Origin of the sequence: Streptomyces xanthophaeus (genome assembly GCF_000725805.1) — a bacterium.
Lineage (GTDB): Bacteria > Actinomycetota > Actinomycetes > Streptomycetales > Streptomycetaceae > Streptomyces > Streptomyces xanthophaeus.
Map to the genome: position 1 here is coordinate 61791 of NZ_KL647135.1, position 15844 is coordinate 77634.

The window sequence follows — 15844 nt, forward strand, 5'->3', positions numbered from 1 at the left end:
CGGGGACGAAGGCGGGCCCACCGGAGGTGCCGGTGCCGGAAGAAGAGGCGGGGGTCTCGGTCACGTCAGCCTCACGCGCGGGTCGATGACGGCGTACAGCAGGTCCACGATCAGGTTGGCCATCACCACGAAGAGCGCGGCGAGCAGGGTCACTCCCATGATCACGGGGAGGTCGCCGGCGCCGATCGCCGCCACGGCCGCCGTTCCCAGGCCCTGGAAGTTGAAGGTCGTCTCGGTGAGCACCGCACCGCCGAGGAGTCCGCCGAGGTCGAGGCCGAACATGGTGACGATCGGGGTGAGGGTGGAGCGCAGGGCGTGCTTGCGGATGACCACGCCCTCCTTGAGGCCCTTGGCGCGGGCGGTACGGATGTAGTCCTCGCCGAGGACCTCCAGCATCGTGGCGCGGGTGATGCGGGCGTAGGTGGCGGCGAAGAGGAAGGCCAGGGTGACCCAGGGCAGGATCAGGCTGTTGAGCCAGGCTCCTGGATCCTCGGTCAGGGGCTGGTAGTTGGAGACGTCCAGCCAGCCGAGGCTGTAGACGAAGATCGCGGGAGCCACCATGCCGGTGAAGAAGATCGGCAGGGAGACGCCGGCGAGCGCGCCGACCATGACGGTGCGGTCGATGGCGGTGCGGCGCTTGAGCGCCGAGACCACACCGGTGGCCACACCTGCGATCACCCAGATCACGGCTGCGCCGAGGGCGAGCGAGAGGGTGACCGGCATGCGGTCGAGCATCGTCTCCCAGACGGGCGCCTCGGTCTTGAAGGAGTAGCCGAAGCAGGGCGCCGCGCAGTGCGTGACGTCCGTGCCGCCGTCGTAGTCGCGGCCGGCGAAGATGCCCTTGAGGAACATCAGGTACTGCTCGGAGATGGGCTTGTCGAAGCCCATCTTCACCCGGATGCCCGCCAGGGCGGTCTCGTTGGTCTCGCGTCCGGCGTACATGAGCGCGGGGTCGCTGCCGGTCAGCTTCGGGACCGCGAAGAAGATGCCGAAGGTGACCACGGAGACCACCAGCAGCGTGGCGGCGACATTGAACAGACGCCGTATGAGGTAGACGAGCACTGCAGTCGGCCGCCCGGGGCGGGTGGCCGCCGTCCCTCGTGGGGACGGCGGCCACCGCCTGCGGCCTTCACCTGCCCTTCGGACTAGCGCATGTGCGGTGAAGGCACTTACTTACGTACGTGCTGGCCTGCGGTTACTTGACGACGCCGAGCGTGGCGAGGTCGATCTTGCCCAACGAGTCGTTGAAGTAGACGTTGGTCAGGCGCGGGTTGTGGTAGACGAAGGCCTTGTCGAAGTTGATCGGGAGGTAGAGGGCCTTCTCCATGATCTTCTTGTTGATGTCCGTGTAGAACGGGGCCGCGGCCTCGGGCGTGGCGGCTGCGGCGGCCTTGTCGAAGAGCCCGTTGATCTCGGGGTCGTTCAGCTCGGTGTAGTTGTTGTTGCCGTTCGGCAGGATGAACGAGCCGTCCACCAGCGGCTGCAGGAAGCCGGCGCCGGAGTTGTAGTCGGCGCCCCAGCCCATGACGATGATGCCGTAGTTCTTCTTCTTCACGTTCTCGGGCGAACCGATCGTGGAGGAGGAGAGCTTGCCGTCGTACTGGTCGATGGTCGCCTTGATGCCGACCTTCGCGAGCGCCGCCTGGAGGGACTCCGCGGACTTCACCTCGGGGGCGCGGTTGTTGCGCACGGCGATGGTGGTCTCGAAGCCGTCCGGCTTGCCGCAGGCCTTGAGGGCCTCCTTGGCCTTGGCCTCCTGCGGCTCGCCCTTCGTCAGACCGAAGGGGTCGTAGGACTTGTCCGAGCCGGGGATGCCGGGCGGCAGCATGTTGGCGCCGAGGTCACCGCTGGTCGGGCCGCCGCGGGCGGTCTGGAGCGACTTCGGGTCGGCCGCGTAGATGACGGCCTTGCGGCACTCGATGTTGTCGAACGGCGCGACCGTCTGCGGGAAGGCGAAGTAGCGGATGTAGCCCGTGAAGGGGTTGTCCGCGTTCTTCTTGAGGTTCTCGTCCTTGAGGACCTTGTTCTTGCCGGCCTGCTGCATGCCCGTGCCGTCGACCGCGAGGTCGATGTCACCGGACAGCAGGCGCTGGTCCATGTCGTCCGGGTTGGTGGTCACCGTGAAGGAGACCTTGTCCGGCAGGCCCGTGCGGATCGTGTCCGTCTTCGGGTCCCACTGGTCGTTGCGGACGAAGGTGGCGCCCTTGCCGGCGGTGAAGCTCTCCACCTTGTACGGGCCGGTGGCGATCGGCTTGTTGGTGTAGGTGGCGCCCTGGTCCTTGCCCGCCGGGACCGGCGAGGAGGACGGCATGGCCAGCAGGTAGCTGAAGTCGGAGTTGGCGCTCGCCAGGTTGAAGACGATGGTCTTGTCGTCCGGCGTCTCGACGGACTTCAGACCCATCTTGTTCGGGTCGGTGTCCTTGTACGGGCCGGGGTACTTCTGGCCCTGGTCGAGCATGTCGATCAGGTACGTGGGACCGCCGGACAGCACGTCCTGCGCGAAGACGCGCTCGATGCCGTACTTGATGTCCTTCGAGGTGATCGGCGAGCCGTCCTCGAACTTGACGCCGTCCTTGATCTTGAGCGTGTAGGTCTTGCCGTCGTTGCTCAGCACCGGCAGGGCCTCGGCGAGGTCCGGGACCAGCTTGGTGCCCGCCTCGCCCGGCTTGCTGTCGTACGCGAGCAGCTGGCGCACGTACAGGCGCTGCATGTTCCACACGAAGCCGTAGTAGGCACGCGCCGGGTCGAGGTAGTCGACGTCCTGCGGGGACCAGAGCTTGAGCTCTCCGCCCTTCGCGGTGGACGGGTTCACCACGCCGGTGGTCGCGGCGTTGAAGGCGGCGGCGCCGCCCCCCTTGCCCTCTTCCTTCTTCTCGCCGTCCTTGCCACCGCACGCGGCGGTCAGGGACAGGGCGGCGATCACGGCGGTGATCGCGAGTGCCTGCTTTCTGCGGATCACGTTTGTCCAACCTCCATAGGTGGGTGAAGCGTTGAAGCGGTTCAGCTGCCCTTGGGGTCGAGTGCGTCACGCAGCCCGTCCCCGAAGAGGTTGAACGCCAGGACGGTGATGAAGATCGTGATACCGGGGACCACCATGTACATGGGGTCGTCCTGGTAGATGGGGACGGCGTCGGACAGCATCTTTCCCCAGGAGGCCGTCGGCGGCTTGACGCCGGCGCCGAGGAAGCTGAGGGCCGCCTCCGTCAGGATGTTGGTCGGGATGATCAGCGTCGCGTAGACGAGGATCGGGGCGACCAGGTTGGGCAGCAGCTCCTTGATCAGGATGTAGCCGCGGCCTGCTCCCAGGCTGCGTGCGGCCTCGACGTACTCGCGCTCCCGCAGGGAGATCGTCTGGCCTCGGACGATGCGGCCGATGTACGGCCATCCGAAGAAGCCGATGACGACGATCAGTACGCCCATCCGGACGCCCGAACCCGAGAACCCCCAGAGGGAGTTGGGGACGACGGAGACCAGGGCGATGGTGAACAGCAGCTGCGGGAAGGCCAGCAGCAGGTCCATCACGCGGCTGATGACCCCGTCGACCCAGCCGCCGAGGAACCCGGCGAGCGCGCCGAGCAGGCTGCCGATGATGACCGACACGAAGGCCGCCAGGAAGGCGACGACCAGCGAGATCCGGGCACCGTAGACGATGCGGCTGAACACGTCGCGCCCGTTGGTGGGTTCGACGCCCAGCAGGAAGTCGGAGCTCATGCCGCCGAAGGAACCGATCGGCGTGCCCAGGTCCGGGTCGATCAGGTCCTCGTGGAACTCGTTGGGCGGGTGGCCCAGCAGGCTCACGATCTGCGGGGCGAAGACCGCCACCAGGATCAGGAGGATCACGACCACGCCGCCGGTCAGCGCGACCTTGTCGCGCTTGAGCCGCATCCAGGCGATGCGGCCGGGCGAGCGGCCTTCGATGGCCTTGGCAGGGACGTCGGCTACGGACACGGGTGCGGGGGTTTCCGCGCTCGTGTCATGCAGTGGTGCCGTCATCGTGGTGGGGACCCCTCTCGGCCGACGGGTGGCCGGCCCATGCCCGCCGCTGTGGCGGCGTTGGTGCGGAGTGGCGCTCGGAGTGCGTGGGATACACAGGACGCGTGTGACATGCAGGAATTGCGTGCAGGAACTACCGGCGGTGCTGTGTGGGACAACAAGCGAAGTGCACGTGCCGAGCCGGGTCGTGAAGGACTGACCGGCTCTTGGGTGGGGAGTCTTCATCGGGCGCTCAAGCGCCCGCCAGACCTCCCGGGGATGTGATGCGCAACCGTGATCTGCATCTACACCTTCCGTTATCCGAACCGCCGTCTCTGTTGAGCGGTGAAACACTGCCCGTTCGGCCCGGAACGGACATCCTTCCCAACTGCCATAACAGGCATGCTTCTTGGGCGGACCTCCGGATACGCCGAAGGCCGCACCGATGGGATCGATGCGGCCTTCGAGACGGATGTCTCAATATGCGGATACAGCGGCAGGGCGACGGCCCCGGTTCAGTACGACGGCGCCTGGCCCTCGCGGTCGTAGAAGGGTCGGGTCTGCGCCCGCAGCCACATCGCCACCGGGTCGTGCTCGTCGGCCAGGGCGACCGTGCACACCGGGACGCCCTCGGGGACCACCCCGACCGACTGGCGCATCATCTCGCGTACGGACTCCAGCGCGGGCGCGGAGGCGTCGTACAGGTCCAGCCCGACCGCGAGGTACGGCGAGCCGAGCGCGGGCTGCACCCAGGCCCGGCGCAGCGACCGGACGGCCGGGGTGCGGTGCGCGTGCTGGGTCAGCAGCCCGTAGAACTGCGGCAGCTCGATGGCGGGCTCGGACAGCCGCAGCGGTCCGGCCGGCATCCGGTCCAGGCCGGTCGCGATCCGGCGCAGGTCGGCCCAGGGGACGCCGAGGCCGCCGCCCTGGGCGTGCGGGTTGAGCCACAGCCCCCAGCGGTCCGGATACAGGGCGCGCGCGATGTCCCGCCCGGTGACCACCTCGTAGCCCCGGTTCCAGCCGCTGGCGGCCAGTTCCTGCGGCGAGGTCACGCAGGGCGCGTAACCGAGGCTCTCGACCTCCATGCCGCCGTACTGGGCGTCCGGCGAACCCGGCCGCCCCTGCCAGAGCAGCATCCACAGCCGGCCCTCGGCGAGGGCGTGCAGGAGCGACTCGTAGCTCTCGTAGCGCCCGGGAGTCACCTGGCGCAGCATGTGCTCGACCTGCCCGGCCGCGGCCGTGCCTGACGCACTCACCCGGTACCCCTCTTCGTCTCTTCTTCCGCCCGTCGTCAACGCGTGAACAGCTTAAGCGGCCCTACGGGACGTAGAAGGGGCGTACGCGCTCACGAATCCAGTCCGTCACCGGGTCCTGCACGGCGTCCAGGAGGATCAACTGCACGGGCCAGGGCGCCGGGACGCGCGCCAGGGCCCGCCCGAGCGCCTCCATCGGGGCGTTCTGCGCCTCGGGATCCCATCCCACCAGCCGGACACCGACGAACAGCTGCGGGTCCCCGCCCTCGACGCTGGCGAGGCAGCGGTGGGCGGCCGCGACCGCCCCGCAGGCCCGGAACTCCTCGGCGGCGGCCGCCAGGAAGTCCACCGGGTCCTCCTGCCAGTCGGGCTCGTAGAGCCGGACCCGGCCGCCGGTGGCCGGCCCGTCGAGCGGGGTCCGCCCGGCCCGGCACAGCTCGGCGACGGCGGGCGGGGGCAGCGGGACGCCGACCGCGCCCTCGGGGTTCACGGCGATGCCGAGCTGCGGGGGCAGCCCGCGGGCGAATTCGACGGCGGGGGCCACGGCGAAGTCCGTACCGGGACCGACGCAGGCGAGGAACTGGGCCTCGGAGCTGTAGACGGGGACGTACGCCGCCCCGCCGATCTCCATCGTGGGCAGGCTGAGGCCGGCCGAATCGGGGCCGCCACCGCCGGGCAGCGGCACCCACACCTGGCTGCGCCCGAGCACCTCCAGGATCCGCCCCCCGGCGTCCGGCTGCCCCAGTGCCGCCCCGAGCACCTGCTCCAGCTCATTCCCCGGCCAGCCGCTGCCCTGCATGTGCCGTTGCCTCCGTCGGTTCCGGTTCGCGGTGTGTGGTGTGTGGTGTGGTCCAGAGGTTATCGCTGCGCCGCCGGGCGCCCGAGCCGGGGCTCAGCCGTGGAAGGAGATCCGCGTCACGGCCGCCGCGGAGCGGCGGTCCAGCAGGGTCACCGAGGCGCAGCCGGCCGGCGGCCGGCCCGACTCGGCGTCGCGCAGCAGCCGGGCCACCGCCCCGCGGTGGCGGGCGAAGGCGTACGCGGACACGCGCCGGCCCCGGGCGGCCTGCCCGGCCAGGGCCTCCTCGGCGCTGCTGTCCAGCAGCAGCAGGTGCAGCGCCCGGCCCCGGCGGCGCGCGGCGGCCGCGAGCAGGCCCCGTACCCAGGTCTGGGTGCCGCAGTCGTGGACGACGACCGAGGCTCCGGAGCGCAGGGTCCGCCAGAGCCCCCAGTAGTGCGCGGCCCGGACCAGCGGGCGGTACACGGCGTAGGGGAGGGCGCCCGGCATCAGACGCTCCCAGCGCTCGCGGGTGTCCTGGGAGTCGATGGAGCCGCCGTCGGCGGCGGCGCGCTTGATCAGGGTGCTCTTGCCGCCGCCCGGCAGGCCGGAGACCACGACGATGTCGCCCTCGGCGAAGCCGAGCGGGAACCCCGGCCTCGGCGGGCCGTTCCCGGGCCAGCGCAGGTCGCGTACCCGGCCGAGCCCGGCTTCCGGCGGGGCCGGTCGCACGCGGCGCTGCGCCGGGACCCCGTCCACGGTCCCGGTCGTCGCCAGCAGTCCGAATCTCCGCACCGTGCTCGCCTCCCCCGATTCGGGTCGCCTGGACCCATGCCCACTGAGTGTAAAGAGACGGTAATCCGACAGTCGCGGTTCCGGTCGGGCTGCCCGAAGCGCGGACAGACTTCCGGGCCCGCACGCCCGATCACGACCATGGCGTGCAATGATGTGCGCCATCTGGACCAACTGCATACCGGCCGCTTGAATCCGCGCGGGAGAGTCCCGGCACGCCGCAAGGCCGTGCGCGGGCGCCGAAGGAGCAAGAACCTCCCTTGAATCTCTCAGGCCCCGTACCGCGTGGATGAGGCAGATCTGAAAAGCGAGCTGCTGTGCAGCTCCACCCAAGGTGCAAGTCGAGGTCCCCTTGATAGGGGGAACTCTCGGCGAACCTCTCAGGTTCCGATGACAGATGGGGAGGAACGTCCTCGTCATGTCATGTCGATGCCCTGGGACCCGGGAGCCACACCCATGAGCACTGCCCCCCGTCTGACCGCCCTCGATGCGCTGCACCGTTCCCTCGGTGCGACCATGACCGACTTCGCGGGCTGGGACATGCCGCTGCGGTACGCCAGCGAGCGCGACGAGCACAACGCCGTACGCACCAAGGCCGGTCTCTTCGACCTCTCCCACATGGGCGAGATCACGCTGACCGGCCCGGAGGCCGTCAAGGCCCTGGACTACGCGCTGGTCGGCAACATCTCCACCGTCGGCGTCGGCCGCGCCCGCTACACGCACATCTGTCAGGAGGACGGCGGGATCGTCGACGACCTGATCGTCTACCGCCTCGGCGAGACCGAGTACATGGTCGTCGCCAACGCCTCCAACGCCCAGGTCGTCCTGGACGCCCTGACCGAGCGTGCCGCCGGCTTCGACACCGTGGTCCGTGACGACCGCGACGCGTACGCGCTGCTCGCGGTGCAGGGCCCGGAGTCCCCCGGCATCCTCGCCTCGCTCACCGACGCCGACCTGGACGGCCTGAAGTACTACGCCGGCCTGCCGGGCACGGTCGCCGGGGTGCCCGCGCTGATCGCGCGTACGGGCTACACCGGCGAGGACGGCTTCGAGCTGTTCGTCGCCCCCGAGCACGCCGTGGAGCTGTGGCAGGCGCTGACCAAGGCGGGCGAGGGCGTCGGCCTGGTCCCGGCCGGCCTGTCCTGCCGCGACACCCTGCGCCTGGAGGCGGGCATGCCGCTGTACGGGCACGAGCTGACCACCTCCCTCACCCCGTTCGACGCGGGGCTGGGCCGGGTCGTGAAGTTCGAGAAGGAGGGCGACTTCGTGGGCCGCGCCGCCCTGGAGGCCGCCGCCGAGCGCGCCGCCTCCAAGGAGCCCCGCAAGCTCGTCGGCCTGATCGCCGAGGGCCGCCGCGTCCCGCGCGCCGGATTCCCGGTCGTGTCCGGCGGAGAGGTCATCGGCGAGGTCACCTCGGGCGCCCCGTCCCCGACGCTGGGCAAGCCGATCGCGATGGCGTACGTCGACGCGGCCCACGCCGCGCCCGGCACCTCCGGCGTCGGCGTCGACATTCGCGGTACGCATGAGGCGTACGAGGTCGTGGCCCTGCCGTTCTACAAGCGGCAGAAGTAATCATCGACGCTCTCAGCCGTACGGGTCGCCCCTCGGGCGTGCCGTGGGGCTCCGTCTCAGTACCCAAGACCACCGTTGGTATCCACTCCCCCGCATCCAGGAGAATCAGGTCATGAGCAACCCCGAGAAGCTGCGTTACACCAAGGAGCACGAGTGGCTGTCGGACGCCGTGGACGGCGTCGCGACGGTCGGCATCACGGAGTTCGCGGCCAACGCGCTCGGTGACGTCGTCTACGCCCAGCTCCCCGAGGTCGGCGACACCGTGACCGAGGGCGAGACCTGCGGCGAGCTGGAGTCGACCAAGTCGGTCAGCGACCTGTACTCCCCCGTCTCCGGCGAGATCGTCGAGTCCAACCAGGACGTCGTGGAGGACCCCTCGCTGGTGAACTCCGCTCCCTTCGAGGGTGGCTGGCTCTTCAAGGTGCGCCTCTCGGAGGAGCCGAAGGACGCGCTCTCCGCCGAGGAGTACGCCGCACTCACCGCCGGTAACTGACCCCAGGGGACCCTGATGTCTGTACTGAACACCCCTCTCCACGAGCTCGACCCGGACGTCGCCGCCGCCGTCGACGCCGAACTCGTGCGCCAGCAGTCCACCCTGGAAATGATCGCGTCGGAGAACTTCGCTCCGGTCGCCGTCATGGAGGCCCAGGGCTCGGTCCTGACCAACAAGTACGCCGAGGGCTACCCCGGCCGCCGCTACTACGGCGGCTGTGAGCACGTCGACGTGGTCGAGCAGATCGCGATCGACCGCATCAAGGCGCTGTTCGGCGCCGAGGCCGCGAACGTGCAGCCGCACTCGGGTGCGCAGGCGAACGCCGCCGCGATGTTCGCGCTGCTCAAGCCGGGCGACACGATCATGGGTCTGAACCTGGCCCACGGCGGTCACCTGACCCACGGCATGAAGATCAACTTCTCCGGCAAGCTCTACAACGTGGTCCCGTACCACGTCGACGAGTCCGGCCAGGTGGACATGGCCGAGGTCGAGCGCCTCGCCAAGGAGTCCAAGCCGCAGCTGATCGTCGCGGGCTGGTCCGCCTACCCGCGCCAGCTGGACTTCGCCGCCTTCCGCCGCATCGCGGACGAGGTCGGCGCGTACCTGATGGTCGACATGGCGCACTTCGCCGGTCTGGTCGCCGCGGGCCTGCACCCGAACCCGGTGCCGCACGCCCACGTCGTCACCACCACCACGCACAAGACCCTCGGCGGTCCGCGCGGTGGCGTGATCCTGTCGACGCAGGAGCTGGCCAAGAAGATCAACTCCGCGGTCTTCCCGGGTCAGCAGGGCGGCCCGCTGGAGCACGTGATCGCGGCCAAGGCCGTCTCCTTCAAGATCGCGGCCTCGGAGGACTTCAAGGAGCGCCAGGTGCGCACCCTGGAAGGCGCGAAGATCATCGCCGAGCGCCTGGTGCAGCCGGACGTCACCGAGGTCGGCGTCTCCGTCCTGTCGGGCGGCACCGACGTGCACCTGGTCCTGGTCGACCTGCGCAACTCCGAGCTCGACGGCCAGCAGGCCGAGGACCGGCTCCACGAGATCGGCATCACGGTCAACCGGAACGCCATCCCGAACGACCCGCGGCCCCCGATGGTCACCTCGGGCCTGCGGATCGGCACCCCGGCGCTCGCCACCCGCGGCTTCGGCGCCGAGGACTTCACCGAGGTCGCGGAGATCATCGCGGCCGCGCTGAAGCCCGCCTACGACAGCGAGGACCTGAAGGCGCGCGTCTCCGCGCTCGCCGCGAAGTTCCCGCTGTACCCGTCGCTCTAGCAGCGCCCGGGAGGGGCCCGGCCTTGTTCTGTGCACAGGCCGGGCCCTTTTCATGACCAAAGCCCCAGGTGGATGCGGCCCATTGCCACTGAAACATCCAAAAAATGGCAAATAGGCTCGAAATAAAGGCAGCACGCGACACGGCATCCCCTGGCAGGACGGACACCACCCATGGACATGAGCGCGGCCAACCGGAAGGGACTCAGTCTCTTCGCCCTGATCATGATCGGCATCGGCTCGATCTTCGGATCGGGATGGCTCTTCGGCGCCGGCACGGCCGCCCAGGTCGCCGGTCCCGCGGCGCTCGTCGCCTGGGTCATCGGCGCGGTGTTCATCGGCATGATCGCCATGTCCTACGCCGAGGTCGGCGCCGCGTACCCGATACCCGGAGGGATGGCCCGCTACGGCTCGATCTCGCACGGCCCGGTCCTCGGCTTCATCACCGGCTGGGCGGTGTGGATCGCGGTCGCCTCGCTGATCCCGATCGAGTCCATCGCCGCGACCCAGTACATGTCCTCCTGGAGCTTCGGCTGGGCCCAGGGCCTGGTGGACGCGCGCTCCCACCAGCTCACCGGCTCCGGCATGGGCGTGGCCCTGCTGCTCACCGTCCTGCTGTGGCTGTCCTGCTACTGGTCGGTCCAGCTCCTCGCCAAGATCAACGCGGCGCTGACCCTGGTCAAGTTCGCGATCCCGGTCCTCGCCGTGGTCGCCCTGATCGCCTCCGGCTTCCACACCGGGAACTTCACCGCGCACGGCGGCTTCGCCCCGAACGGCTGGACGGCCGTCCTGACCGCCGTCACCACCTCGGGCGTGGTCTTCGCCTTCAACGGCTTCCAGGCCGTGGTGAACCTCGGCGGCGCCGCCAGGAACCCGGGGCGCGCCATCCCGATCGCCCTGGTCGGCGCCCTCTCCCTGGGCCTGGTGATCTACCTCGCCCTGCAGGCCGCCTTCCTGGGCTCCGTACCGCCCGAGCACCTGGCGCAGGCCGGTGGCTGGTCCGGTGTGAACTTCAACTCGCCCTTCGCCGAGCTCGCCAAGCTGCTGATGATCCACTGGGTGGTGGTGATGCTCCAGTTCGGCGCCTTCATCTCCCCCGCCGGCTCCAACATCGCCAACGTGGCCTCCGCCGCGTACATGGTCCAGAACCTCTCCGAGACCGGCTTCTTCCCGAAGAAGCTGGCGCAGACCCACCCGGTCTACGGGACCGCCCGCCCGGCCATGTGGCTGAACCTCGGCTTCTCGGTCCTGCTGCTGGTCACCGTCGGCCACAGCTGGAAGACCCTGGCCCCGATCATCTCGGCCGCCATGGTCATCTCCTACCTGATCGGCCCGGTCGCGGTGGGTGTCTTCCGCCGCACCAAGCCGGACCTGCCCCGCCCCTTCCGCCTCCCGGCGGCGAGGATCCTGTGTCCGCTGACCTTCGTCTTCGCCGCCTGCGCGCTGTACTGGTCGAAGTGGCCGAACACCGGCATCGTCACCGCGCTGACGCTGCTGGCCGCCCCGGTCGCCGCCCTGGTGCTCTCCCGCAAGGGTGAGAAGAACCTCTCCCGGCAGTTCGCCCCCGCCTGGTGGATCGTCTTCTTCCTCGGCGCCCTGTCCCTGCTCTCCTGGCTGGGCTCCACCGACTTCGGCGGCCGGGGCACCGTCCCGGGCGGCGTGGACATCGCCCTGGTGGCGGCCATGGCGCTGGTCACCTACTTCTGGGCCGTGCGGGCGGGCGTACGGGCCCACCACGCGGGCCTGCCCGGCCCCGACCCGGTCCTGGACGCCGAGGCGGCCGCCGAGGCCGGGCCGTCCGCGGGGGCCGGCGTACCGGAGCGTGCGCTGACACCCGCCTGACCCGACCGGTACCCCCTCCTGACCCCGTCCGGCAGACGAGCCGTTCACCTCACCGCGTTAAGCTCGTCTGTCGGACAAAATCCGAACAAACCACCGCTCCTGCCCCCTCCCACCCCACGAGCAGACAAGGGAGTCCGCCACCGTGGCCATCTCGGTCTTCGATCTCTTCTCCATCGGCATCGGTCCCTCTTCCTCCCACACGGTCGGCCCGATGCGTGCGGCCCGCATGTTCGTGACCCGGCTGAAGAAGGACGGTCTCCTCGCCCAGACCGCATCGGTGCGCGCCGAGCTGTACGGCTCCCTGGGCGCGACCGGCCACGGCCACGGCACCCCCAAGGCGGTGCTGCTCGGCCTGGAGGGGCACTCCCCCCGCACCGTGAACGTGGAGACCGCCGACGACGAGGTCGAGCGCATCCGCAAGAGCGGCCGCCTGCGCCTGCTGGGCGCGGAAATAGGCGATGGCCACGAGATCGCCTTCGACGAGCCGAACCAGCTGATCCTGCACCGCCGCCGCTCGCTGCCCTACCACGCGAACGGCATGACGCTCTTCGCGTACGACGAGGCCGGCGCCCCGCTGCTGGAGAAGACCTACTACTCGGTCGGCGGCGGCTTCGTCGTGGACGAGGACGCGGTCGGCGAGGACCGGATCAAGCTCGACGACACGGTGCTGAAGTACCCCTTCCGCAGCGGTGACGAGATGCTGCGCCTGGCGAAGGAGACCGGCCTGTCGATCTCCTCGCTGATGCTGGAGAACGAGAAGGCCTGGCGCACCGAGGAGGAGATCCGCGAGGGCCTCCTGGAGATCTGGCGCGTCATGCAGTCCTGCGTGTCGCGCGGCATGTCCCGCGAGGGCATCCTCCCCGGCGGGCTGCGCGTACGGCGCCGGGCCGCGTCCACGGCGCGCCAGCTGCGCACCGAGGGCGACCCGATGATGCACCGCAGCGAGTGGGCGACCATCTACGCGATGGCGGTCAACGAGGAGAACGCGGCGGGCGGGCGCGTGGTGACCGCCCCGACCAACGGCGCGGCGGGCGTCCTGCCGGCGGTCCTGCACTACTACATGAACTTCGTGCCGGGCGCGGACGAGGACGGCGTGGTCCGCTTCCTCCTCGCGGCGGGCGCGATCGGCATGCTGTTCAAGGAGAACGCCTCCATCTCCGGTGCCGAGGTCGGCTGCCAGGGCGAGGTGGGCTCGGCCTGCTCGATGGCGGCCGGCGCCCTCGCCGAGGTCCTCGGCGGCACCCCCGAGCAGGTCGAGAACGCGGCCGAGATCGGCATGGAGCACAACCTCGGCCTGACCTGCGACCCCGTCGGCGGTCTGGTCCAGATCCCGTGCATCGAGCGCAACGGCATGGCGGCGGTCAAGGCGGTCACCGCGGCCAAGATGGCCATGCGCGGCGACGGCTCCCACAAGGTCTCCCTCGACAAGGTCATCAAGACCATGAAGGAGACCGGCGCGGACATGAAGGTGAAGTACAAGGAGACGGCCCGCGGCGGCCTCGCGGTCAACGTCATCGAGTGCTGATACCGCACGGCTGACCCGCGGGGTCCCGGCGCACCCGCGCCGGGACCCCGCTGCGTTTCCGGGGCCGCCGGGCAGCCGGGCAGCCGGGCAGCCGGGCAGCCGGGCCTACCGGCGCAGGGCCTTCAGGACGCCCCGGGCGAAGTCCTCCACCGCGGCGTCGAGGGCCTCCAGGCTCTCCGGGGTGGGCGTCGTGCGGGCCTCGGCCGTGACGGTCACGTCGAGCATCAGGTTGCTGTCCCGCACGTGCAGCGTGCGCACCTGGCGCAGCTCGGCCGGCTCGTTGTACAGGACCCGGTAGGCCTCCTTGCCGACGCCCTCGACCTCGGCGAAGGTCCCCTCGCGCCGTTTCTGGGCCGGTTCGTCGCGCACCTTGCCGAAGACCTCCGTGGCGAAGGCGACGTTCTCGGCGTAGGCGAGGTCCAGCTCCACCTGGACGTTCCCGTACGCGGCCGTGCCCGGGGAGACGAGCGGCTGGACGCACTGGACGCCCGGTGTTCCCCCGCCCGACTTCTTGTTCCGGTCCGCGGCCTCCTCCCGGGCCCCCAGCGGGTCGGCGAGCTCCCCGTACGGCAGCGTGTTGCAGACCTCGTCCGTGGCCTTCCAGGGGTAGCCCCCCTTGCCCTCCTGCGCGACCTCGCCGCCGCCGTCGCCGCCCGCGCAGGCGGTGGCCGCCAGGACGAGGGCCGCGGCGGCCAGTGCACGCCAGGGGAAACGGTGTAATCGCATCCGGTTCTCTCCAGTCACACGAGTCACACGAGGCCACTGTCAGGCAACCACCCTTTCACCAAAGCGAGTTGAGCGGCGCCGGATTCACCTCTTCCGGACCTTCGGCGGTCCGCCGCGGACGTGCGCCGCAGCCTTTGCCCGCGCGGGTGCAACCACAGGGGCCCGCCGGGTGTCTCAGGGAGTGACAGCATTGTCCCCGTCTCTGGAGAATCGGGGGGACGTCATGAACCGCCTACGTTCTCGTCTACGCCGTCGGCAGCTGGTGGCCCTGGCCACCGGCGCCCTGCTCACCGCCGGGATCGCGCTCGCGGCACCGGCTTCCGCGGCCACGGCTTCCGCGGCCGCCGCCACCAAGAGCACCCAGACCCCGCTCGTCGTCAATGCCCGCTGGGGCGGGCACTGCACCTTCGACCGGATCGTCATCGACATCCAGGGCTACGTCCCCGGGGTCACCGTCACTCCCGTCTCCCAGCTGTTCTACGACGGGTCCGGCAAGCCCGTACCGCTGGCCGGGAAGTACTTCCTGGAGGTCCGCCTGAACCCCGCCGCCGGACACGACGACGCGGGACAGAACGTCTACCAGGGTCCGCGCCTTCAGAAGATCTACCTGAGCAAGCTCAAGGGCATCGCCCTGACCGGAGACTACGAGGGTTACGTGACCTTCGGCGCCGCCTTCGACACGAAGCCGTACTACAGCACCACCGTCCTGCACTCGCCCGAGCGGCTCGTGCTGGACGTCTCGCACCCGAACACCTGCTGACGCAGCTGCCCGGGGCCCTCTGCGCCCCGGGCACCCGCCGGCGGAGGGGCGGTCAGGGCCTGGGGACGCCCTAACGGTGTTCGGGGTTGGGGAAGTCGAAGCGGCAGCCCGCGTCCCACTGGGAGCGCTGGTTGCCGTGGGCCGGGATGCCGCCGGAGCGCTTGAGCAGCGCGGCCAGGTGCATCAGGTTCCACGACATGAAGGCCGTGTTCCGGTTGGTGAAGTCGTTCTCGGGGCCGCCCGAGCCCGGGTCGAGGTAGGAGGGGCCGGGTCCGGCCTCGCCGATCCAGCCCGCGTCGGCCTGCGGCGGGATCGCGTAGCCCAGGTGCTGGAGGCTGTAGAGCACGTTCATGGCGCAGTGTTTGACGCCGTCCTCGTTGCCGGTGATCAGCGCCCCGCCGACGCGGCCGTAGTAGGCGTACTGGCCGTGCGCGTTCAGGATCGAGGAGCAGGCGTAGAGCCGCTCGATGACCTGCTTCATCACGGAGCTGTTGTCGCCGAGCCAGATGGGGCCGCACAGGACGAGGATGTCGGCGTCCATGACCTGGCTGTAGATCACCGGCCACTGGTCGCTCTCCCAGCCGTGCTCGGTCATGTCCGGCCAGACGCCCGTCGCGATGTCGTGGTCGACGGCGCGGATCAGTGAGGTCCGGGCACCCGCGGCCTCCATGACCGTACGGCTCCGGTCGATCAGGCCCTCGGTGTTGCTGGTCTCGGGCGAGCGTTTGAGCGTGCAGTTCACGTAGAGGGCGGTCAGGTCGGAGTAGTCGTAGTCGGCAGCCACCGTCTCAGCCTGCGGACCCCGGCGGGCGGCCGCCAGCCGGCCGCGCCCGTCCGGGTGGTCCGTGCGGCGGGTCCTGCCGGC

14 protein-coding genes and 1 riboswitch are annotated in these 15844 nt (G+C 70.1%); of the genes, 6 read left to right on the forward strand and 8 right to left on the reverse strand.

Going from position 1 to position 15844, the window contains the following annotated elements:
* Nucleotides 1–60: 60 nt before the first annotated feature.
* The 6 genes from IO30_RS0136285 to IO30_RS0136310 all read right to left on the reverse strand — a co-directional run bounded on the left by IO30_RS0136285 (nt 61) and on the right by IO30_RS0136310 (nt 6795).
* Nucleotides 61–1062, reverse strand: a complete 1002-nt coding sequence (locus IO30_RS0136285) for an ABC transporter permease (RefSeq protein WP_031150341.1) — start codon at nt 1060–1062, stop codon at nt 61–63.
* Nucleotides 1063–1195: 133 nt separating this feature from the next.
* Complete coding sequence (locus IO30_RS0136290) at nt 1196–2959, reverse strand: ABC transporter substrate-binding protein (RefSeq protein ID WP_031150343.1); 1764 nt, start codon at nt 2957–2959, stop codon at nt 1196–1198.
* A gap of 41 nt (nt 2960–3000) precedes the next feature.
* Nucleotides 3001–3993 carry an ABC transporter permease gene (locus IO30_RS0136295; RefSeq protein ID WP_031150345.1) on the reverse strand — a complete coding sequence of 331 codons (993 nt, stop codon included), beginning with the start codon at nt 3991–3993 and terminating at the stop codon, nt 3001–3003.
* Between the two features lie 494 nt (nt 3994–4487).
* Nucleotides 4488–5228, reverse strand: a complete 741-nt coding sequence (locus IO30_RS0136300) for an enhanced serine sensitivity protein SseB C-terminal domain-containing protein (RefSeq protein WP_031150347.1) — start codon at nt 5226–5228, stop codon at nt 4488–4490.
* Between the two features lie 61 nt (nt 5229–5289).
* Nucleotides 5290–6024 (reverse strand): enhanced serine sensitivity protein SseB, encoded by a 735-nt coding sequence (locus tag IO30_RS0136305; RefSeq protein ID WP_031150348.1) that lies wholly within the window; start codon nt 6022–6024, stop codon nt 5290–5292.
* 93 nt (nt 6025–6117) lie between these two features.
* A complete protein-coding gene (locus tag IO30_RS0136310; RefSeq protein ID WP_037896203.1) occupies nt 6118–6795 on the reverse strand; it encodes an AAA family ATPase in 678 nt (225 codons plus the stop codon).
* A 187-nt stretch (nt 6796–6982) separates the two neighbouring features.
* Nucleotides 6983–7086, forward strand: a riboswitch (glycine riboswitch).
* Between the two features lie 162 nt (nt 7087–7248).
* Here IO30_RS0136310 and gcvT point away from each other — a divergent pair.
* From gcvT to IO30_RS0136335, 5 genes are all read left to right on the forward strand, one after another.
* Nucleotides 7249–8364, forward strand: a complete 1116-nt coding sequence (gene gcvT / locus IO30_RS0136315; protein WP_031150352.1) for a glycine cleavage system aminomethyltransferase GcvT — start codon at nt 7249–7251, stop codon at nt 8362–8364.
* 112 nt (nt 8365–8476) lie between these two features.
* Nucleotides 8477–8857 (forward strand): glycine cleavage system protein GcvH, encoded by a 381-nt coding sequence (gene gcvH, locus IO30_RS0136320; protein ID WP_031150354.1) that lies wholly within the window; start codon nt 8477–8479, stop codon nt 8855–8857.
* Between the two features lie 15 nt (nt 8858–8872).
* Nucleotides 8873–10129 (forward strand): serine hydroxymethyltransferase, encoded by a 1257-nt coding sequence (gene glyA, locus IO30_RS0136325; RefSeq protein WP_031150356.1) that lies wholly within the window; start codon nt 8873–8875, stop codon nt 10127–10129.
* 171 nt (nt 10130–10300) lie between these two features.
* Entirely contained in the window at nt 10301–11968 is a 1668-nt protein-coding gene (locus IO30_RS0136330; protein ID WP_051902812.1) for an APC family permease, read from the forward strand.
* Between the two features lie 142 nt (nt 11969–12110).
* Complete coding sequence (locus tag IO30_RS0136335; RefSeq protein WP_031150359.1) at nt 12111–13493, forward strand: L-serine ammonia-lyase; 1383 nt, start codon at nt 12111–12113, stop codon at nt 13491–13493.
* A gap of 105 nt (nt 13494–13598) precedes the next feature.
* Here the strand turns inward: IO30_RS0136335 and IO30_RS0136340 are convergent, their stop codons facing one another.
* Nucleotides 13599–14219 carry a hypothetical protein gene (locus IO30_RS0136340; RefSeq protein ID WP_031150361.1) on the reverse strand — a complete coding sequence of 207 codons (621 nt, stop codon included), beginning with the start codon at nt 14217–14219 and terminating at the stop codon, nt 13599–13601.
* Nucleotides 14220–14442: 223 nt separating this feature from the next.
* On the opposite strand from IO30_RS0136340, the gene IO30_RS0136345 reads away from it, so the two are divergent.
* Nucleotides 14443–14979 (forward strand): AMIN-like domain-containing (lipo)protein, encoded by a 537-nt coding sequence (locus IO30_RS0136345; protein ID WP_031150363.1) that lies wholly within the window; start codon nt 14443–14445, stop codon nt 14977–14979.
* 70 nt (nt 14980–15049) lie between these two features.
* On the opposite strand, the gene IO30_RS0136350 is transcribed toward IO30_RS0136345, so the two are convergent.
* Complete coding sequence (locus IO30_RS0136350; protein WP_031150364.1) at nt 15050–15763, reverse strand: flavodoxin family protein; 714 nt, start codon at nt 15761–15763, stop codon at nt 15050–15052.
* Nucleotides 15764–15844: the final 81 nt, after the last annotated feature.

What these genes read in the sequence shown, in the direction of transcription:
- IO30_RS0136295 (WP_031150345.1), bottom strand. Translation starts at nt 3,993, where the DNA reads ATGACGGCACCACTGCATGACACGAGCGCGGAAACCCCCGCACCCGTG.
- IO30_RS0136305 (WP_031150348.1), bottom strand. Translation starts at nt 6,024, where the DNA reads ATGCAGGGCAGCGGCTGGCCGGGGAATGAGCTGGAGCAGGTGCTCGGG.
- gcvT (WP_031150352.1), top strand. Translation starts at nt 7,249, where the DNA reads ATGAGCACTGCCCCCCGTCTGACCGCCCTCGATGCGCTGCACCGTTCC.
- gcvH (WP_031150354.1), top strand. Translation starts at nt 8,477, where the DNA reads ATGAGCAACCCCGAGAAGCTGCGTTACACCAAGGAGCACGAGTGGCTG.
- glyA (WP_031150356.1), top strand. Translation starts at nt 8,873, where the DNA reads ATGTCTGTACTGAACACCCCTCTCCACGAGCTCGACCCGGACGTCGCC.
- IO30_RS0136330 (WP_051902812.1), top strand. Translation starts at nt 10,301, where the DNA reads ATGGACATGAGCGCGGCCAACCGGAAGGGACTCAGTCTCTTCGCCCTG.
- IO30_RS0136340 (WP_031150361.1), bottom strand. Translation starts at nt 14,219, where the DNA reads ATGCGATTACACCGTTTCCCCTGGCGTGCACTGGCCGCCGCGGCCCTC.
- IO30_RS0136345 (WP_031150363.1), top strand. Translation starts at nt 14,443, where the DNA reads ATGAACCGCCTACGTTCTCGTCTACGCCGTCGGCAGCTGGTGGCCCTG.